At 71.6% G+C, this 19,713-nt stretch carries 16 protein-coding genes; 9 read left to right on the top strand and 7 right to left on the bottom strand.

Annotated features, from left to right (window positions below; translation table 11 throughout):
* Positions 1–7: 7 nt before the first annotated feature.
* The 7 genes from ACQY5G_RS08175 to ACQY5G_RS08145 form a co-directional block, all read right to left on the bottom strand.
* Entirely contained in the window at positions 8–1,489 is a 1,482-nt protein-coding gene (locus tag ACQY5G_RS08175; protein ID WP_428103642.1) for a RapZ C-terminal domain-containing protein, read from the bottom strand.
* Positions 1,489–2,388 carry a dihydroorotate dehydrogenase gene (locus ACQY5G_RS08170; RefSeq protein WP_428278619.1) on the bottom strand — a complete coding sequence of 300 codons (900 nt, stop codon included), beginning with the start codon at positions 2,386–2,388 and terminating at the stop codon, positions 1,489–1,491. Before ACQY5G_RS08170 ends, ACQY5G_RS08175 begins: the two co-directional genes overlap by 1 nt.
* A gap of 62 nt (positions 2,389–2,450) precedes the next feature.
* Positions 2,451–3,263, bottom strand: a complete 813-nt coding sequence (locus ACQY5G_RS08165) for a dihydroorotate dehydrogenase electron transfer subunit (RefSeq protein ID WP_428278618.1) — start codon at positions 3,261–3,263, stop codon at positions 2,451–2,453.
* Positions 3,257–4,525 (bottom strand): N-acetylmuramoyl-L-alanine amidase family protein, encoded by a 1,269-nt coding sequence (locus ACQY5G_RS08160; RefSeq protein ID WP_428278617.1) that lies wholly within the window; start codon positions 4,523–4,525, stop codon positions 3,257–3,259. The genes ACQY5G_RS08165 and ACQY5G_RS08160 overlap by 7 nt, the downstream gene beginning before the upstream one ends.
* On the bottom strand, positions 4,515–4,988 hold the full coding sequence (gene smpB / locus ACQY5G_RS08155; protein ID WP_428278616.1) for an SsrA-binding protein SmpB: 474 nt from the start codon (positions 4,986–4,988) through the stop codon (positions 4,515–4,517). The genes ACQY5G_RS08160 and smpB overlap by 11 nt, the downstream gene beginning before the upstream one ends.
* Before the next feature lie 3 nt (positions 4,989–4,991).
* Positions 4,992–5,516, bottom strand: coding sequence for a YtxH domain-containing protein (locus tag ACQY5G_RS08150; protein ID WP_428278615.1), 525 nt, complete (start codon positions 5,514–5,516; stop codon positions 4,992–4,994).
* A 23-nt stretch (positions 5,517–5,539) separates the two neighbouring features.
* Complete coding sequence (locus ACQY5G_RS08145; RefSeq protein WP_428278614.1) at positions 5,540–7,012, bottom strand: M28 family peptidase; 1,473 nt, start codon at positions 7,010–7,012, stop codon at positions 5,540–5,542.
* A gap of 85 nt (positions 7,013–7,097) precedes the next feature.
* Here ACQY5G_RS08145 and ACQY5G_RS08140 point away from each other — a divergent pair, with 85 nt between their 5' ends.
* Genes ACQY5G_RS08140 through ACQY5G_RS08100 form a run of 9 tightly spaced genes read left to right on the top strand, consistent with a single transcriptional unit; the run spans position 7,098 to position 19,713 of the window.
* A complete protein-coding gene (locus tag ACQY5G_RS08140) occupies positions 7,098–8,039 on the top strand; it encodes a DUF58 domain-containing protein (protein WP_420614655.1) in 942 nt (313 codons plus the stop codon).
* Positions 8,040–8,055: 16 nt separating this feature from the next.
* Positions 8,056–10,044: a BatA domain-containing protein gene (locus ACQY5G_RS08135; RefSeq protein ID WP_428278613.1), complete on the top strand. Its 1,989-nt coding sequence runs from the start codon at positions 8,056–8,058 to the stop codon at positions 10,042–10,044.
* 23 nt (positions 10,045–10,067) lie between these two features.
* On the top strand, positions 10,068–13,367 hold the full coding sequence (gene mfd, locus ACQY5G_RS08130) for a transcription-repair coupling factor (protein WP_428278612.1): 3,300 nt from the start codon (positions 10,068–10,070) through the stop codon (positions 13,365–13,367).
* Position 13,368: 1 nt separating this feature from the next.
* Positions 13,369–14,772, top strand: coding sequence for a peptidylprolyl isomerase (locus ACQY5G_RS08125; RefSeq protein ID WP_428278611.1), 1,404 nt, complete (start codon positions 13,369–13,371; stop codon positions 14,770–14,772).
* A 14-nt stretch (positions 14,773–14,786) separates the two neighbouring features.
* Positions 14,787–15,734: a PdxA family dehydrogenase gene (locus tag ACQY5G_RS08120; protein WP_428278610.1), complete on the top strand. Its 948-nt coding sequence runs from the start codon at positions 14,787–14,789 to the stop codon at positions 15,732–15,734.
* On the top strand, positions 15,731–16,399 hold the full coding sequence (gene ftsE, locus ACQY5G_RS08115; protein WP_428278609.1) for a cell division ATP-binding protein FtsE: 669 nt from the start codon (positions 15,731–15,733) through the stop codon (positions 16,397–16,399). The genes ACQY5G_RS08120 and ftsE overlap by 4 nt, the downstream gene beginning before the upstream one ends.
* Positions 16,396–17,271 carry a cell division protein FtsX gene (locus ACQY5G_RS08110; protein ID WP_428278608.1) on the top strand — a complete coding sequence of 292 codons (876 nt, stop codon included), beginning with the start codon at positions 16,396–16,398 and terminating at the stop codon, positions 17,269–17,271. Before ftsE ends, ACQY5G_RS08110 begins: the two co-directional genes overlap by 4 nt.
* On the top strand, positions 17,258–18,529 hold the full coding sequence (locus tag ACQY5G_RS08105; RefSeq protein ID WP_428278607.1) for a murein hydrolase activator EnvC family protein: 1,272 nt from the start codon (positions 17,258–17,260) through the stop codon (positions 18,527–18,529). The genes ACQY5G_RS08110 and ACQY5G_RS08105 overlap by 14 nt, the downstream gene beginning before the upstream one ends.
* The gene (locus ACQY5G_RS08100) at positions 18,508–19,713 is read left to right on the top strand and encodes an AAA family ATPase (protein WP_428278606.1); all 1,206 of its coding nucleotides are present in this window, start codon (positions 18,508–18,510) and stop codon (positions 19,711–19,713) included. Before ACQY5G_RS08105 ends, ACQY5G_RS08100 begins: the two co-directional genes overlap by 22 nt.

Here is a 19,713-nt window from a genome sequence, read left to right as displayed (position 1 = left end):
ACGCGTCTCAGACCCTCGCGGGACGGCGGGGCCAGTCCGCCGATTCCCGGTGCGTGACCTCCACGCGAACGCCGGGGAAGCGCACGCTCAGGTGCCGGCGCAGCCGCTCCGCCATGTACACCGAGCGGTGCTGCCCGCCCGTACACCCGAAATGCACGCTCAGGCTGTGGAACCCGCGCTCCAGGTAGTTGGCGATGTGCGCGTCGACGATCCCCCGGACCCGTTCCCAGAACTCCTGCGCCTCCGGACGCGCCGAGATGAACGTGACCGTCTCCTCATCGAGACCCGTGAGGTCGCGGTACGCCTCCTCCCGGCCCGGGTTCGGGAGCCCGCGGCAGTCGAACACGTATCCTCCGCCGTGACCCGACGTGTCCGCCGGATAGCCGCCGGGATACCGGAAGCTCGAGACCGTCACCTCCAGCCCTCCCTCGACCGCCGGCGCCTCCCCCGTGCGACCCCAGCGGTCGACGATCGCGCGCAGCGCCCCCTCGAGCTCGGGCACGTTCACGGGCAGACCTCTCTCGAGCAGCCCCCGCAGGTTCTCCGCCGCGTAGGGCACGCTCTGCAGGAACCGCGGCTTTCGCTCGAAGAATCCCCGGTAGCCGTAGGCCCCGAGCGCCTGCAGCAGGCGCACGAGCACGTACCCCGGCCAGAGTTCGAGGAACTCCTCGCGCCGGGCGACGCCGTGCGATTCGATGACGCCGATGTAGTGATCGAGCAGCGCCTTCCGGTGCCGGTCCGCGAGGTTCGCCTTCGAGTCGTAGAGAAGCGACGCCACGTCGTACTGCAGCGCCCCGCGCCGTCCCCCCTGGTAGTCGATGAACCAGGGTTCCGGACCCTCCGGCCCCTGCCGCACCATCACGTTCCGGGACTGGAGGTCGCGGTACAGGAACCACGACCGGTCGCCGGCGAGCAGGTGGCGCGCGAGCCGCGAGAAGTCGCGCTCCAGGTGCGCCTCGTTGAAGGGGATGTGCGCGAGCTTGAGGAAGTGGTACTTGAAGTAGTTGAGGTCCCAGAGGATGGACTGCCGGTCGAACGCCGCCCGGGGATAGGCCCGCCGGAAGTCGATCCGCTTCCCTCCCTCGACCTGGAAGCGCGGCAGGATCTCGAGCACCTGCCGATAGAGGGGGAGGACGGCGTCGGGGAGGGCGTCGGATCCCGGGTCGCGCGCCTCCTTGATCGCGTCGAAGAGGGTCGTGTCTCCGAGATCCTCGAGGAGCCACACGCCGGACGCCTCGTCCGCTCCGTACACCTCCGGCACGGGCAGTCCGAGTTCGCGCAGCGTGCGGGAGTAGGAGAGAAAGGCCCGGTTCTCCATCGGGTCGGGCCCGTGGGCGCCCACGGCGGATGCCCCGTCCCCGGCGGTGAGACGCCAGTAGCTGCGGGCGGAGCCGTCCGAGGCGACGGGGCGGATGTCCACCGGCGGTTCGCCGTGCCACTCGACGAAGAGCGCCGACGCGAGGTCGACCAGCGCCCTGCCGGGACTCATCAGCCCGCCGGGATCGCGGGGCCCCTGCCCCGCCCGGCCTGGAGGGCCCCCACGAGATCCTCGAGGCGCGCGATCCCGTTCGCCTGCAGGTACTCCGAGATCCCCTCGTGGACCGCCACCGCCGCGCCCGGATCGACGAACGACGCCGTCCCGATCTGGACGAGACAGGCGCCGGCGAGGACGTACTGCAACGCGTCCTCCGCGTTGCGGATCCCCCCGATCCCCATGATCGGGAGCCCGCACGTCTGCCGCGCCCGCCACGTCGCGTAGACGCCCATGGGGAGGATCGCGGGCCCGCTCACGCCGCCGGACCGGTTGCCGATGAGGGGTTCGCGGCGCGAGATGTCGACGACCATCCCGGGGAAGGTGTTGATCGCGCTCAGGCCGTCGGCCCCCGCCTCCTCGCAGATGCGGGCGAAGTCGCCGACGTCGGGGACGTTGGGCGTGAGCTTGATCACGAGCGGCCGCTCCGTGCAGCCGCGGAGCCGCGCCACGAGGTCGGCCAGCGCCCTTTCGTCGGTGCCGAACATCGTGCCGCCCTTCACGTTCGGACAGGAGACGTTGATCTCGTACCCGAGGAAGCCGTCCTCTCCGTCGAGTCCGCTCACGACGGCGGCGAAGTCCTCCGCCGAGTGCCCGACGACGTTCACGAACACCTGCGCGCGGCGGAGGTGCTCGCGCAGCCAGGGGAGTTTCTCCGCGATGAAGCCGTGCAGTCCGGGGTTCTCGAGGCCGATCGCGTTGATCATCCCGCCGGGCGTCTCCGCGACGCGGTGCGGCGGGTTGCCGGGGCGCGGCTCGAGGCTCACCGCCTTCGTGACGAGTCCGCCGATCTCGTCGAGGGGGATGAGATCCGCGTATTCCTGCCCGTAGCCGCACGTGCCCGACGCCAGGAGCACGGGACTGGGGAACTCCGCCCCGAAGACGCGCTGGACGAGGCCCGGGGACGCCGCGGCCGGGGTCAGATCGCCCCCCAGTCGAGTTCCTCCGCGGGGAAGACGGAGCCCTCGATGCACGCCTTCACCCAGCGTCCGTCCGCCCCCCGCACGACACACCCCTGGCAGGTGCCGATCCCGCAGCCCATGTGCTCCTCCACGGAGACCTGGAGCCGGCGGCCGTGTTCGCGCGCGAAGGCGGCGAGCGCCCGCAGGAGCGGCGTCGGACCGCAGCCGAGGAGGAGCGCGCTCGACGCCGGGTCGAGGCCCGCGGTCACGAGCCCCTTCCGGCCGGCGCTCCCGTCTTCCGTGAACAACTCCGGGTCGTGATCCGTGAGACGGGCGATGAGCGCGGGGTCGAAGACGGCTCCGGCGTCCCGTTCTCCGTAGATGAGCCGCACGTGCCGCCCGGCGGCCGCCTCGCGCGCCGCGAGGAAGATGAACGGGGCGAGCCCGACGCCGCCCGCGACGCACTCGACATCCGCGCCCTCCGTGTCGAAGGGGCGGCCCAGCGGGCCGAGGAGGAGGGCGGTCTGCCCGACCTCCAGCTTCGCGAGCGCCCGGGTGCCCTGTCCGTAGGCGCGCAGGAGGATGCCGACCTCGCCGCCGGGGCCCGTCCAGCCGACGCTGAACGGACGCGGGAGGAGCCAGGCCCCCGGCTCGTCGAGCCCGACGCCGAGCATGACGAACTGCCCGGGGAGCGAGGCGGCCGCGATGTCCGGGCAGTCGAACTCCTGCCACCAGGTATCGCGGGCCACGAAGCGCGTGGAGAGCAGCGTCGCCCGCCGGCTCACGGGCGCCGCGCGCTCCACGGCCACACCGCCGCCGGCGCTCAGCACCCCGGCTCCGGCGCGGAAGCGTACCGGCGCAGCACGTCCTCCCGGTACGCGACGATCGCGTCCGCGATCGCCCGCGCGATGGCTCCCTGTCCTTCCGCGCCGTTCAGGTAGCGCTCCTCTTCATCGTTCGAGAGAAAACCGACTTCGACGATCACCGACGGCATGCGCACGAGCGCCCCGAGGAGCACCCACCACGGACCCTGAATGACGCCGCGGTCGGGGGCCCCGCCGCGCCGGACGCTCCGGATCGAGTTCTGCACGAACCCGGCGAAGAGCCGTGACTCCGCATAATTTTCATTACGGTCCATTCCCGCGAGGATGAACTGAACGTCGGAGGGCGAACCCCCGGCGTCATCCACCTCGGGTCCGCGGTTCTCCCGCAGCGCGACCTCTCGCGCCTCCTCCGAGCGGGCCTCCCCGAGGAAGATGGTCTCGAACCCGCGCGCGCGCTCGTCCGCCGCGGCGTTGGCGTGGATCGAGACGAAGAGATCCCCGGCCCGGTCCACCGCGAACCGGGACCGCACGTCGAGGTCCACGTAGACATCCGTCTCGCGAGTCAGGTGAGGCTCGAACATCTCGCGCCCTTCAAGCTCGTCGTACAGTTGTCTTCCGATCGCGAGCACGATGTCCTTTTCGTAGCTCGCGCTGCCGAGCGTTCCCGGGTCCCGGCCGCCGTGCCCCGGGTCGATGATCACGCGCCACGGCGCCGTCGGGTCGACGCGGGCCGGCAACGGGTCGGCGGCCGGCGGGGGGGACGGAGACGCCGCGGATGCGGCGGACGCCTCGGACCCCTCGGATCCCTCGGACGCGGCGGCGACGGGCGGCGGTCCCTCCGACACCCACCGCGTGACGAACTCCGCCGGAAGCCAGAAGGCGCCGCCCTCCTCGTAGGGCGGGTTCGCAAGCTGCAGCGCGCGTCCCCCGTGTCGGAAGAAGGGAGACTCCGCCTCGAACGCGACCGCCTCTCCGCGGAGGCGGGCCCGAAGGAAGACGCCGGTCCACGTGACGTCTTCGAGGACGCTCTCCAGGGCGAGCGAAAGATCCGCCGCATCGACGGCGGGGTAGGCCCGGTGCCGCGCGATGGCGACGCTCACGGTGCGGCCCGAAACCTGCGCCTGAACCGTCTCGGGGGGCTCCTGCGCGGCGATTCCCGTCAGGGTCCCGGAGAGCACGGCCTGCGCGACGACGACGGCGGCCACCGCGATCCGCCGGCGCGCGCCGACCCGGTCGCGTCCGCCGACGGCTCCCCGGTCAACCCCCACGCGCCGCCTCCCTCTTCGCCCGCTCGGCCTCCCGCTGCATCGTCTTCCTCTTCAGATCCTCCCGCCGATCCCGGTGCTTCTTCCCCCGCGCCAGCCCCAGCGTGACCTTGGCGAAGCCGCGCCGAAAATGGATGTCCAGCGGCACGAGCGTCAGCCCGCTCTCCCGCGTCTTCGAGCGCAGGCGATCGATCTCCCGCCTCTTGAGCAGGAGCTTACGCCGACGCACCGGATCGGGGGCGTCGATCGTCGCCTTGTCGTACGGAGGAATGTGGAGATTATGGAGCCACGCCTCCCTGCCGTCGATCCGCCCGTACGAGTCCGTGAAGCTCGCCTTCCCGTCGCGGAGCGACTTCACCTCCGCGCCCCGCAGCACGAGTCCCGCCTCGAACTGTTCGAGCACCTCGTAGTCGTGTCGAGCCTTCCTGTTGCGGGCGATGACCCGGACCCCATCGCGATCGCCCACGGCTCACTCCCGGGACGCCCCGCCGTCCGCGTCTCCGGCTTTCTCGTCGGCCTCCGGCGCTTCGCCCGTCTCGTCTCCGGTTGCGTCTCCCGATCCATCCTCCGGGTGGCCCTCCGGGTCCCCGCCTTCCGCCAGCGCTGCTCGGTAGGCCTCCTTGGACTCGGAGACGCGCGCTTCGAGGTCGGATCGGGCCTGCCGGGCCGCGTCCTTCCCCGCCTTGATCGCCTCCCCCGCCTTCTTCTGGCGGTCGGCGACGTTCCGGCGGAAGGTCCCCACCTGCGTTTCCACCCGATCGCGCGTGCGGTCGTAGCGTTCCCCGAGCGTGTCGCGGAGGTCCGTGAGCCGCTCCCCCGTCCCTTCCCTGAGCCGGCGGGCCCCCTCCTTGAGATCGGCCTGCGTCTCGCGTCCGGATTTCGGCGCCAGGAGCAGCGCGACGCCCGCACCCACGAGGGCGCCGCAGAGAAATGCGACGACCCCGGACGCCCGGCGTTCCACGACGACGTACGGCTGTTGATCCTGCTCCGACATGTCACTCACTCTCCTGCTGGCACCTATCGGCCGCTGCCCCCTACAACCCGCCGGTATGCGGCCGGATCCCACTCGGGCCGCTGCTCGGCGTCGGCGACGCGCTGCCCGAGATGAAAGATGAGACGCGTGATGCGCGCCGTCTTGTCGTAGAGAATCCGGTCCGGTTCGTCGTTGGGGCCGTGATAGTCTTCGTGCGTACCCGTGAAGAAGAAGAGAACGGGCACGCCCTTCCGCGCAAAATTGTAGTGGTCCGAGCGAAAATAGAAATTTTCCTCCGGCCACGGGTCGTCGATCATCTCGAGCCCGAGTTCCGGGTGCTCCCGCAGCGTCTGGCGAAGTGTCGTGCCGAGCGTCGACTCGTTGGCGCCGATCGCCACGACGGTGTCGCGCCAGTTCCGTCCGATCATGTCGATGTTGAGGTTGGCGACCGTCGCCCCGAGGGGGAACAGCGGGTTCTCCGCATACCACCCGGAGCCGAGAAGTCCGCGCTCCTCCCCGCTCACGGTCAGGAATACGAGGGAGCGGCGCGGCGGCGTTTCCAGCGACGCGAACGCCTGCGCGAGTTCGATGATCGCCGCGGTTCCGGAGGCATCGTCATCGGCGCCGTTGTAGATGGAGTCCCCGTCGACGGGCCGCCCCACTCCCACGTGATCCATGTGGGCCGTGAAGACGACGAACTCGCCGCGAAGGTCGGGATCCGAACCCTCGATCCAGCCGATCGTGTTGAAGGCCCTCTCCTCGCGGAATACGGAATGCGTGCGCACCGTCGCCTCGTAGGCGTTCGTGCCCGCGCCGGAAGCGAGGGCCGCGCGGAGCGCCTCGGGGAGCGCGTGCGTCCGGACGAGCGCGACCGGGGCGCCGAGTTCCTCCGGCATGCCGACGGCCAGCCGCTCCCGCTCGTAGAAGCGCCGGATGCCGGCGAAGTAGTCGTCCGGCGCATCGACCGCGAGCAGGACGGCGACCGCCCCGCCATCGAGGATGCCGCGGACGGATTCGAGGCCTCGCCGCGTGTCCTCGGGCGTGACCCGCATGACCACGACGGCGCCGGTGGGCGGGTCCGCGCCGCCTGTCGTGACGATCGCGAGCGGACCCGCGGCCTCGCCGCGGCCGCCGGGAACGGCGAGGTAGTCGGACACGTCGATCGTGCCGCCGCCAGGACCGTCGATCTCGAGCAGCTGCCGGTCGGGGGAGCCGGCTCGGGAAGCGGTCAGCGGATACTCCTGCAGATAGCTGTCGCCGTCCGCCGGCTGGAGGCCGAACTCCTCGAAACGGCGGGCGATGTGCCGCGCCGCCTTGTCGAGTTCCGGGCTCGGCGTCGCCCGGCCGCGCATCGAGTCGTGCGCCAGGGCGCCGATGCGAAGCCGCAGGTCGTCCGCGGTGATGGTCGCCGCTCCGGCCTCGTTCTGCGCGGAGATGCCCGCGGGTAAGGCCGCGAGGGCCAGCAGCGGGACCCACACCGCGGCGGGCCGCGCGATTCCCGGCAGCTTCCTTTTCATCCGCTTCCTTCCCGGAGAGACGTTCGACCGAGGGCGAGTCCGCGACGTGTGGCGGGGCTCCGCCACATGCTGCTAGTGTTTTCCGATGACCGAAGGTACCGCAACTCTCACCCCCGCTCTCGAAGCTTCCCGGCAGCGCCTCGACCTCGCGAGTCCGCGCGAGATCGTGGGGCTTTCGCACCTCGAACTCGTGGCGCGCCATATCGTCGAGGGGTTTCTCATCGGGCTCCACGACTCGCCGAAGCGCGGCTTCTCCGCCGAGTTCGCCGAGGATCGTCCCTACAATCACGGCGATGATCTCCGGTACCTGGACTGGAAGGCCTACGCGAGGACGGACCGCCTCTTCATCAAGCAATACGAGGAGGAGACGAACCTGCGGGCCTACCTCCTCGTCGACGTGAGCCGGTCGATGGGCTGGGTGTCGGATGAGGAGCGCTTTCCGACCAAGCTGGCCTACGCGCGGTTGCTCGCAGCCTCGCTTTCGCTGCTCCTCGTGCAGCAGGGAGACGCGACGGGACTCATCGCCTTCGACGAGGCGCTGCGGGCGCACATGGCCCCGCGCACCACGCGCCGCCACTGGCGCCGGCTGCTGGGCGAACTCACGCGCCTCTCCGCCGATGGCCGGACCGATGCGGGTTCCGCGCTCAAGGAGATCGCGGGGCGGCTTCAGCGGCGGGGCCTCGTCGTGCTCATCTCGGACCTGCTCGTGGACCCGGATACGACGCGGATGTCGCTGCGCTATCTCCGGCACCGCGGCCATGAGGTGATCCTGTTCCACATCATGGACCCCGGCGAGCGGGAACTTCCGGCGGAGGGGGAGGCGATCTTCTTCGACCCCGAGACGGGCGAGGAACTCGGCGCCAACTCCGCGGCGCTCCGCAGGCAGTACCGGGAGGCGGTCGAGGCGGCGGTCGACGGCTGGCGCAAGGAGGCGCTGCGCTGGGGGGCCGACTACGCGCTCCTCACGACGGACACTCCCCTCGGGCTCGCGCTGCGGCAGTTCATGCGCAGGCGGGCCGGCGGATGACGGGAGCCGGGGTGGCTTGAGTTTCCTCTACCTGTCGGCGCTGGCGCTCGGGCTGAGCGGCGTCGTGCCCCTCATCCTCCACCTGCGGCGGCGCCAGACCGACCGGCGCGTGTCGTTTCCGGCGCTCCGCTACCTGAGCCGCGCGGAAGACGCGCGCTCGAGGTCGCTCGCGGCCTCGGACCTGCTCCTGCTCGCCGTGCGGATCGGCCTCCTGATCGCACTCGCGCTCGCGGCGGCGGGTCCGCTCATCGGGCGGGGCGGCGCCCACGACCACGAGCCGACGGACCTCGCGCTCATCGTGGACAACTCGGCGAGCGTCGGGCGGCTGGACGAGGACCGCCTCCTGTTCGAGTCGCTCGTGGAGCTCGCCCGGTCGGCGCTCGCCGCGGCCCGCCCGGAAGACCGCGTGTGGCTCTTCCCCACCGTCGGGGAACCGCTCGCGGCCGGCGTCTCCGCGGGGCGCGCCGCGCCGGCGCTCGGACAAATCCGGCCGACGGACGGCGCGGCCGACCTGGCCGCCGCCGTGGCGCGGGCCGCCGCGGCGCTCCCGGCCGACGGCGAGCGGCGGCGCGAGATCCAGCTGCTGTCGGACCTCCAGGCGGCGGCGCTGCGGACCGCCCCGGCGGCGGCCGGCGATGCCGCCCCCCTCGTGGCCTACGCGCCTCGGCCGCCGGCCGAGCCGAACGGCGCGCTCGTCGATGTCGAACTCACCGGCGGCACGACCGCACCGTCGGGGACGGGACACGGCGTCATCGTGCGGAGCGCGCGCAGCGGGCCGGCCGAGCCGCCGGAGCCGCCGGACGGCGTCGCGGCGGAAGCCGACATCCGCCTCGAACTCGACGGACGGCTCGCCGGCGCCGCCCGGGCCCCGTGGGGAGCGAGCGCCGTCCTCGGCCTGCCCGAACTCGGGCCGGGGCTGCACGAGGGGCGGCTGGAGGTGAACCCCGCCGGCGCGCGGGCCGACGATCTGCGCTACTTCGCGATCCGGATCGTGCCTCCTCCCACGGTCCGCTTCCACGGCGACGCGGCAAGCTTCGTCGGACTCGGGATCGAAACGCTCCGCGACGGAGGGCGGCTGGGAGCGGGAGGAAACGGGGCCGTCGCGGTCGTGGACGGGGACGCGAGCGTCGGCGCGCCGTGGGAGAGCGCGGGGACCATCGTCTTCGTTCCACCTTCGGACCCGGTGGATCTCGCGGCGTTCAACCAGGGACTGGCCTCCGTCGGGATCGCCTGGCAGGCGCGCGTCGATGCGGGATCGGGCGACCTCGGACTCGCGGAGCCGGAGGCCGCGTTCTCGCTGTCGGGAGTCCGGGTCCGGCAGCGCTACCTCCTTCGCGCGACGGGCGGCGGATCCGCCGCCGACACGGCGCTGCTGCGCACGGAAGACGGAGAACCCTGGCTCATCCGCACGGAGTCGGACGACCGGATGGCGTTGATCGTCGCTTCGCCGCTGACGGCCGACGCGAGCGATCTCCCCGCGCGTCCCGCCATGGTCCCCTTCCTCGAAGCGCTCCTCGTGCACTGGTCGCACCTGGCCACCTGGCCCTTCGCCGATTTCGGGGCGGGGCGGCCGCTGACCCTCCCGGAGTGGGCGAGCGAGGTGGAATCCCCCGACGGGACGGTGCGCGGCGTGGAGGGCGGAGCGCGATTCACGCCGCTCAGGGCGGGGGTGTATGCGGTCCGGGGTACCGGGAGCGACGGGGCGGGCGTGGAAACGCACTTCGCGGCGAACGTGCCGGCGGAGGAGGCCGATCCCACGCCGATGGCGCGGCGCGAACTCGAGGAACTGTTCGCCGGCCGGCCGGTATTCACGGCAGGTCCCGACGCGAGCGCCTGGGAAGACGGTATCTTTCGAGCGCGGCGGGGCCGGGACATGGCCCCGTGGCTGATCGCGCTCGCGCTCGCGCTGATCGGGATCGAGCTGTACCTGGCGACGCCGGGCCGGTCGCGCCGCCCGAGCGCGGACGGTGAAGGGAGCGAGGTGACATCGGGCGCGTCGAACTGATTCGATCGTCGTTCCTCAAAACCGTGCGAGCCGCCGGAGTCCCGGAGGCGCTCTCGCGGCGTGATGCCCGTGCGTTCGTCCACCCGCTCCCGGGTGCGGGACCCGCCGCGCTCGCACTGGCGCTCGACGACCTGGCCGTCGGCGCCCCGGTCGTCCTCGTCGCCGAGACTCCCGAGCGGGCCGACGCGCTCCACGAGGATCTCCGCACGCTCGGCGCGAGCGGCGCCCGCTGTTGTCCGCAGCGAGAGGCCCTCCCGTACGAAGATGCAGACCCTCATGTCGAGATCGAGGCCCAGCGCGTGGAGGCCACGGGGGCGCTCCTCGCCGGGCGCTGCCGCATCCTCACGACGACGGCCCGCGCGCTCGCCGAGCGCGCGCCGATCCCCGTCGGCCGCGGCACGAGCCTCGCACTCACGGTCCGGCGCGGGGCCGCGCACCCGCTGGCTGAACTCGGCCACCGTCTAGAGGAGATGGGATTCGACCGCACCCACACGGTGCGCGAAGTCGGGGACTACGCGATCCGCGGCGGGATCGTGGATCTGTTCCCGTTCGGACATCCCGCGCCGCTCCGGATCGAACTCTGGGGCGACGAGGTGGAGTCCGTGCGCCGCTTCGACGCGCTCACGCAGCGTTCCACCGAACCCCTGGAGAGCGTGGATGTCCTTCCGGTCGCGCTGCGGAGCTCGGAAACGGCGGGCGACGTGGAGCGGCGCGCCCTCGTCGAGTCGCTGCCTCCGACGGCGCTGGCTCTGATCCTCGACCCTGAAGGGGGCGTCCGGGCCCGCGCACGCCTGTGGGATGAGGTCCGGGACGCGAGGAAGCGCGTCGGCGCCGGGGCGGAGCCGGCCGAATCCATCGTCCTCCCGCCCTCCGAGGCGGAGCAGCGGCTCGCGACGTTCCGCCGTCTCGAATTCACGGCCCCGGAGCAGGAGGCGCCGACCGCGATTCGGCTTCCCGTCGAACCTCCGCCCGCCATAGACCGCGACATGAAGCGGCTCGTGGCGGAGATCGGTACGGCGCGGGCCCGCGGAGAACGATTCATCGTCTTCTGCGACAACGACGGCCAGGTCGAGCGGCTGGAGGAGATCCTCACCGAACGCGGGGGCGCCGCGCTCGCCCGCGAGGTCGCCCTCGCCATCGGATCGCTCAGCGGCGGGTTCAGGGTCGGGGTTCCCGGCACCCTGCTCGTCCTCACGGACCACGAGGTGTTTCGGCGGCGGTATCGCCGCCACCGCGTCCGGCTGCGCGGCGCCGCGACCATCGAGTCCATCGCGGCCATCGAACCCGGAGACTACGTGGTTCACATGGAGCACGGGATCGGCCGCTACATGGGCCTCGAGCGCGTCGAAGTGCGCGGCGAGACGATCGAGACGATGGAGATCCGCTACGCCGACGGCGAAATCCTGAGACTCCCGCACTACCGGCTGGACCTCATCGAACGCTGGAGCGCCGCCGGCTCCGACGCCCGGCCGCCCACGGTCCACAAGCTCGGCCGGCGGAAGTGGAAGCAACTCCGGAACCGGACGGTCGCGGCGATCGAGGCCACGGCGGTCGAACTCCTCCAACTCTACGCGCGCCGCAAGATGTCGCCCGGCCGCGCCTTCCCCGCCGAGACCGCGTGGCAGCGCGAGATGGAATCCGCCTTCCTCTACGATGAGACGCCGGATCAACTCGGCGCCTGGGAGGCCGTCCGCCGGGATCTCGAGGCGCCGGTCCCGATGGACCGTCTCGTGTGCGGGGACGTCGGCTTCGGGAAGACGGAGGTCGCGATCCGCGCGGCGTTCAAGGCGGTACAGGACGGCGCGCAGGTCGCCGTGCTCGCCCCGACCACGATCCTCGCGGACCAGCACCTCACGACCTTCCGCGAGCGCCTCGCGGGCTTCCCCGTGCACGTGGAAGGGTTGTCGCGCTTCCGCACCCCCCGCGAGCAGCGCGAGGTCGTCGCGGGGCTCCGGGCCGGGACCATCGACATCGTCATCGGCACGCACCGGCTCCTCTCGCGCGACGTCGAATTCCGCGACCTGGGCCTCCTCATCGTCGACGAGGAGCAGCGTTTCGGCGTCCGCCAGAAGGAGCGGCTGAAGGAGTACCGCGAGACCGTGGACGTCCTCACCCTCACGGCGACGCCCATCCCCCGGACCCTTCACCTCGCGCTCGGCGGGCTGCGCGACCTCTCCACGATCCGCACGCCGCCGCGAAACCGCATGCCGATCATCACGCACGTGCTGTCCTGGGATGACGGGATCCTGGAGGAGGCGCTGCGGCGCGAGTTCGACCGCGGCGGCCAGGTGTTCTTCGTCCACGACCGCGTCGAGACGATCCGCGCCGTCGCGAGCCGGGTCGAAAGGCTGATGCCCGAAGCGCGGGCCGCGATCGCGCACGGCCAGATGCCGGAGCGCGAACTCGAGGACGTGATGCACCGCTTCGTCCGCGGCGAGCTCGATCTCCTCATCTGCACGTCCATCATCGAGAACGGACTCGACGTCCCGTCCGCGAACACGATGATCGTCCACCGGGCCCAGAACTTCGGCCTCGCCCAGCTCTACCAGCTGCGGGGGCGGGTCGGCCGCTCGCACCGCCGGGCCTACTGCTATCTCGTCGTCCCCTCCGACGTCGCCCCGGACGCGGCGGAGCGGCTGCGCGTCCTGGAGCACCACACGGAACTGGGCTCGGGGTACCAGGTCGCGCTCAAGGACCTCGAGTTGCGGGGGGCGGGGAACCTGCTGGGCGGAGAGCAGAGCGGCTTCGCGACCGCGGTGGGGATCGAGACGTGGCAGCGGCTCGTCGAGAGCACGCTCAGGCGATTGAAGGGAGACTCCCCGGACCCCGTGCCGCGCGCCCGCGTCTCCGTGGACGGAGAATCGTTCCTCCCCGATGCCTACGTCGCCGGGTCCCCGGTGAAGATGCATCTCTATCGCCGCCTCTCGCGTCTCACGAAGTGGGAAGAGGTGAAGTCGTTCCGCGCGGAACTCGAGGATCGCTTCGGTCGCCTTCCTCCCCCCGCGGCGCGTCTGATCGCGGCGGCGGAACTCCGGATTCTCGGGGCGGCGATCGGCGCGGACTGGATCCGGGCCTCCGACGACGACGCCCGAATCTCGTTCGAAGCGACGGCCTCGCCGCGGCTCAGGCTCCTCACGAACGCGCTCGCGGACCGCCAGTTGCACGTTGAAGTACGGCGGCTCGAACCGTTATCGTTGGTCCTGCGACGAGCGGGAACCGAGCCCCTCCTGCCGATGCTGGCGGAAGCCCTGGGGATCCTGGCGGCGCCGGGGCGCGCGGAGGCGAAGGAGACGAGAACTGCGGTGACCGCGGGAGGAGTCTAGCGTGATCGATATCAATCCGGGAATGAAGTCCCTGCGGGCCGGAGCCTGTCTGCTCGCGGCGACCCTCACCCTCATCGCCCCGCTCTCCGGGCTTCAGGAGAACGAGCCCGCGGCGGCCGACACCGTGCCGACGACGGAGTTTCCCCCCGGCGTGGAACCGCTGGACCGGATCGTGGCCGTCGTCGGCGACACGGCGGTCCTGTTCTCCGACATCCAGGTCACGCTCTACCAGTTGCAGGCCCGCGGCGCGCGCGTTCCGCCCGAAGGGACCGAACGCTGGGACGCGTTCGCCCGCGAAGTGCTCGAGGCGATGATCGACGACCTCATCTACCTCCAGCAGGCGAAGAACGCGGGCGTCACGGTGCCCGAGGATCGGGTGACCGAGATGGCGGACAGCTATTTCGCGGAGAGACGATCCCTGTTCTCCTCGGATGATGAGATGATGCTGGCGGTGGAGGAGACGGGCATGAACATGCTCCAGTTCCGCCAGATGCTCCGCTCCCAGGCTCATGCCGAGGGGCTGCGCCAGGCCTACCGGTTCGAACTCGAGCAGCGCACGGATCTGCCGCCGGTCATCGTCAGCGAGGAGGAGGTCGAGGCCGCGTTCGAGGAGTTCGCGCAGAACCAGCCGCCCCGCCCCGCACTCGTCTCGTTCAACCGGCTCGTGGTCACGCCGCTGCCGAGCGGCGAGGCGCGGGACAGCGTCCTGGCGCGCACGATCCGCGTTCAGAACGACTTCGCGAACGACGAGGAGGAGTTCTCCGTCCTCGCCCGCCGCCATTCCGACGATGAAGGGACCAGGGAGCAGGGCGGCGAGTTGGGCTGGATGAGCCGCGATCTGCTCGTGAAGCCGTTCGGCGACGCGGCGTGGACGACACGCCCCGGCCAGACGGTGGGTCCGGTGCAGACGCAGTTCGGGCTCCACTTCATCAAGATCGAGCGCCAGCGGGGGTCCGAGCGTTTTCTGCGTCACATCCTCCTGCGTCCCGAGATCAAGGAAGAGGACATCGAGGAGGCCCGGACGCTCGCGATTCAGATCGCGGACAGCCTGCGGGCGGGCTCGGACCCGGAGCGGCTCGTGGCGCTGTTCCGCGGACAGGTGGCGGATGAGGCGATCCGCTTCGACGACGTCTCGCTCGCAAGTCTCGTCAGCCAGTTCACGGGCGCGGGCGCCGAGTCCGGACTCACCGCCCCGACGGAGGGGACGGTGTACGGGCCGCTGCCGATGGAGCGCGGCGGTCCCACCGAGTTCGGGCTCGTCCATGTCCTGACGTTCCGTCCCGAGGGCCCGATCGAGATCGGCGACGTGCGGGATCAGATCCGGCAGAGCCTCCGCACCCGCAAGCAGATCGACATCATTCTCCGGGAGGTGCGTGCCAACACCTACATCGATGTGAGATTCTGAGGGGGATGACCCACATGCCGCGCCTCGGGATCACGCTGGGGGATCCGCGCGGGATCGGGCCGGAGGTGACCGCGGCGGCGCTCTCCTCGTTCTCGGGGATGGACGGGATCGAAGCGGTCCTCGTGGGGCCGCGGTCGCTCGGCGAGGTGGAGGCTCACCTGGAAGGAGTGCCCCGGGAGACGGTAGGAGACTGGGACCCCACGGGCGGCGAGCGGCTCGCGGGCGTGCTGTCGGGGCGGGCCATCGAACGGGCCGTGGCGATGGCGCAGGCGGGAGAGATCGACGGGATCGTCACGGCTCCGATCAGCAAGACCGCGCTGCGGGCCGCGGGGTACGCGCACCCGGGTCACACGGAGTTTCTCCAGGAACTGGCCGGAGCGCACGAGGTCACGATGATGATGTCCGCCGAGCGCACGCCCCTCGGCGGATCGCTGCGCCTGGCGCTCCTCACCGCGCATCTCCCCCTGCGCGACGTGCCCTCCGTGCTCAATGTGGACCTTTTCGCACGCAGATCGCAGATCGCGATCGAAGCGCTGCGCGCCTGGTGGGGGATCGAGCGGCCCCGCCTCGCCTTCGCGGGGCTCAATCCGCACGCGGGCGAAGGCGGACTCTTCGGCGATGAGGAGATCGAGGTGTTCGCGCCGGCGCTCGCGCGGCTCGCTGCGGACCCCGGCGTGGAAATCCTCGGCATCTTCCCCGGGGACACCGTCTTCCTGAAGGCGCTCTCGGGGGAGGCGGATCTCGTCGTGACGCCCTACCACGACGTGGGGCTCGCAGTGCTGAAGACGATCGCGATGAACGAAGGCGTGAACGTGACGGCGGGGCTTCCCTTCCCGCGAACTTCTCCGGATCACGGCACGGCGATGGACATCGCGGGCCGCGGGATCGCGGATCCGGGAGCGATGCGGGCCGCCATCGACCTCTGCGCCCGGTTCTGCGCGGCGCGGGTTGCTGCGGGATGATCTCGCTGAGAGGTGTCTCGAAGGCCTATCCGCGCTCCGGAGACGCGCTTCGGGGGGTGTCCTTCCGTCTCCGGAAGGGGGAGTTCGCCTTCCTCACCGGACCCTCGGGGGCGGGCAAGTCGACGGTGCTGGAACTGATCCACTTCCAGACCCGGCCGACCGAAGGCGAGGTTCAGGTCTCACGCTACAACTCGAGGCGGGTCCGCCGCCGGGATATTCCGGCGCTGCGACGGCGCGTGGGGTTCGTGTTTCAGGATTTCAAGCTGCTGGAACGGCTGACCGCCGCGGAGAACGTGGCCTTCGCGCTCGAAGTCATCGGGACCCCGCGACGCGAGATCGCGGGGCGCGTCCAGCGGCTGCTGAGTCAGGTCGGGCTCGCCGCCCGCCACCGCGCGCGACCATCGGAGCTGTCGGGCGGTGAACGGCAGCGCGTCGCGGTGGCGCGCGCCCTCGCCACGGAACCGCGGATCCTTCTCGCGGACGAGCCCACGGGCAACCTCGATCCCGACGCCGCAGGGGGAGTGTTCGAGCTGTTCCGGATGCTGAACCGGCTCGGCACGGCCGTGCTCATGGCCACGCACGACGCGGACTTCGTGCGCCGACACCCGGACATCCGTCGACTCGAGCTGGAGGACGGGCGACTTGCCCGCGATTCCGCCGCATGAGATCCATGCGCGAGGCGCTCGCCGGCTTCCGGCGCACCCCTCTGCTGTGCGTCCTCTCCATTGGAGCGATCGGGCTCAGCCTCGTGATCCTCGGCCTCTTCGGGCTCGTTGCGCACAATATCGGCGGTGCGATCGGCGACGTGGAACGCCGCGTGGAGGTCGTCGGCTACCTGCTCGATGACGCGGGCTCGGAACAGGTGCGGGCCGCCCGGCGGGAGTTGGAGGCGCTCCCGGCGGTGGAATCGGTGCGCTACGTATCGAAGGACGAGGCGCTGGAGCGGGCACGGCGCGATCTCGTCGAGTTCTCGGACGTCTACGGGGAACTGCGGGTGAACCCGCTTCCGGCCTCGTTTCACCTCCGGCTCCGTGAGGGCTTCCGCACTCCGGAAACGGTGTCGGAGACCGCGGGCACGCTCGCGGCGTACCCGTTCATCGAGGAAGCGCGGTTCGGGGATGAGTGGGTGGAGCGCCTCTTCGCGCTGCGGAGCGCGGCGACGGGGATCGCGCTGGCTCTGGGCGGCGGATTCGCGCTGATCGCGGTGCTTCTCATCGTCACGACGGTGCGCATGGCCATCCTCGCGCGCGGTGAAGAGATCGAGATCATGCAGATCGTGGGCGCGCGGGAAGGCTATATCCAGCGGCCATTCCTTCTCGAAGGCGCGGTCACCGGGCTCGCGGGCGGGCTGCTGGCGCTCGGCGTGACGCGGCTGGCGTACGTCGTCTTCCCCATCCGTTTCGCCGCCATCGAATCGCTCGCGTGGCTCCCGCACCTCTGGACCGCGGCCGGCGTCGCCGCCGCCGCCCTCCTCGGCCTGCTCGCAGCCGCCTACTCCGTGCACCGTGAAGTGGGACGCGCGTATGGCCCGTCCTAGCCGTCCGTCCGGGGGGCGGAGTCCCGGGCGGCCCGGGGGGCTGCGAGGCCGCGCGTGGGCGGCGCGGCTCGTCGGGGCCGTGAGCTTCGCCGTCGCGACGAGCCCGGCATGGGCCGCGCCCCTTCCCGCGATCGCGCAGGAGTCGCCGGATGTGCGGCGCCGCCTGGAGGAGAGCGAGGGACGGCTCGAACTCATCCGCGAGGAACGACAGCGGCTGCGCCGGGAACTCGAGGGGATCGCAGGCCAGGTCACCGGCGACTCGGCCGAACTCGTGAACATCGAACGACAGATCGCCGCCTCGGCGAGCCTCCTGGCCGAGTTCGACGTTCAACGGCTCGCCCTCTCGGATCAGCTCACGGCCATGACGCGCGAGATGCTGCTCACGCGCGACGAACTCGCGGCGCGCCAGGTCGTGCTGCGGGCACGGCTCCGCGACATCTACAAGCGCGGCCCCCTCCGCACCGTCGAGGTGCTCCTCTCCTCCCGGTCGTTCTCGGACCTGCTCAATCGCTACAGGTATCTCCGCGACATCGCCGTCTTCGACCGCATGCTCGTGGAGGACGTGAGGAAGCTGGAGGACACCCTCGCGGAGCTGCGCGGCGGACTGAGCCGGGAAGGCGACCGGATCGCGCGCGTGCGAGCGGAGAATCGCCGGGAATACGACGAGTTGGAGAGGTTGGAGCGGCAGCGGCAGGAGCGGTTGCGCCGATTCGCCGACCGCCGCGACGAGGCGCAGTCGACGCTGGCCCGGCTGGCGGCGGAAGAAGCCGAGCTGCGCGCGCTCATGGCGGGGCTGGAAGAACGACGCCGCTCGGCGGAGCGCGAGGCGGGCGCGGCGTCGGTTCCATCGCTGACGACCGGGGATCTCGGGCGCCTCGCCTGGCCCGTCGAAGGGGAGGTCCTCTGGCGCTTCGGACCCGAACGGGAAGGACGCACGACGATCCCGCGGGAAGGGATCGGGATCGCGGCCCCGCGCGGCACGCCCGTGAACGCGGTGGACCGCGGCACCGTCGCCTCCGTGGCGGCGCGCGCCTCGGGACTGACGGTGATCCTCGATCACGGCGGGGGTTTCTACTCGTCCTATCAGAAGCTCCGCGACGTCACGGTCGGCGAGGGACAGGCGGTCGGCGAGGGACAGGCGATCGGACACGTGGGCGGGGACGCCACCCGGCCGCACATCGAGTTCCAGATCTACGAGCCGGGGACGGTGGGGCCCCGCGCGGTGGATCCGGTCCGGTGGCTGAGGGGCCGCCCGTGAACGCCGAGCGTCCCTGGGGACAGGAGGACCTCCTGCAACGGCTGGCGAGCGCGGTCGCGGGCCGGAGACTGCCGCAGTCGCTTCTCGTCCACGGCCCGGAGGGCGTCGGCAAGCGTTCGCTGGCGCTGTGGATCGCGCGCGCGCTCCAGTGCGAGCCGGCAGAGGCGGGGGATGTGCCCTGTGAAGCGTGCCGGCCCTGCCGCATGGCGGCGCGGCTGGAACACCCGGACATCCACCTCCACTTCCCGATGCCGCGCCCGAAGCGGGCCGCCTCGCGGGCCAGGCTGCGGGAGGCCATCGAGGCGCAGCGGCACGAGCGTCTCGCTCTGCTGCGGGAGGATCTGCATGCGCGCCTGGACCCGGACGCGGTCACGGGACTCTACGTGGCCGCCGTGGAGAACATCCGGGACCAGGCGTCGCGGCGTCCGTCGATGGCGCGCCGGTCGGTGTTCGTGATCGAGGACGCGGAACGGATGGTGCCGCAGAGCGCGAGCCCCGAGGCGGCGAACGCCTTTCTCAAGCTCCTGGAGGAGCCGCCGCCGTTCGCCTACATCGTCCTCACGAGCGGCCGTCCGGACGCCCTTCTGCCGACGATCCGGTCCCGCACGGTGCCGCTCCGCATCGCGCCGCTGCCGACCGAACGCGTCGCGGCCTATGTGACGGAACACCTCGGCGTTCGCGATGACGACCGCGCACGGGCGGTCGCCCGGCGGGCCGGCGGCGCGGTCTACCGGGCGCGCACGCTCGTCGACTCCGAGGCCGGTGAATCGGGGGCCGCCGCGGACGGCCTGCTGGCCGCCGCCCTCGATGGTTCGCCGCAGGCGCGCTATCGCGCCGCGTCCCGCTACTCCGCGCGCGGCGCGCGAGGGGAGTTGGAGCCGGCGCTCGAGGCGTTGCGCATCCGCCTTCGGGACATGCTCTGCATCGCCGCCGGAGCCCCCGACGCGGCGCTCGATTCAGCGAGCGGCCGGGGCGCCGGGGCCGCGGGCGGCGGCCCGGCGGAAGGCGCGGTCCTCGAAGCCCTCGGGGCCGTCGATGCGGCCATGGAAGGGGTGGGCCGCAACCTGAATCCGCAAGCGACGACAGCCCTCCTGCTCGAGGAGATGAGCGCGGCCTTCGCCGGTCGCCCCACTGGCCGGACGGCGGGAACACCGCAGTTTGCGGGGGTACTGAGAAGTCTGTGA

The organism is Candidatus Palauibacter sp. (assembly GCF_965261555.1).
In the GTDB taxonomy this organism is placed as follows: Bacteria; Gemmatimonadota; Gemmatimonadetes; order Palauibacterales; family Palauibacteraceae; genus Palauibacter.
This window is presented reverse-complemented; position numbering and strand designations above follow the sequence as displayed.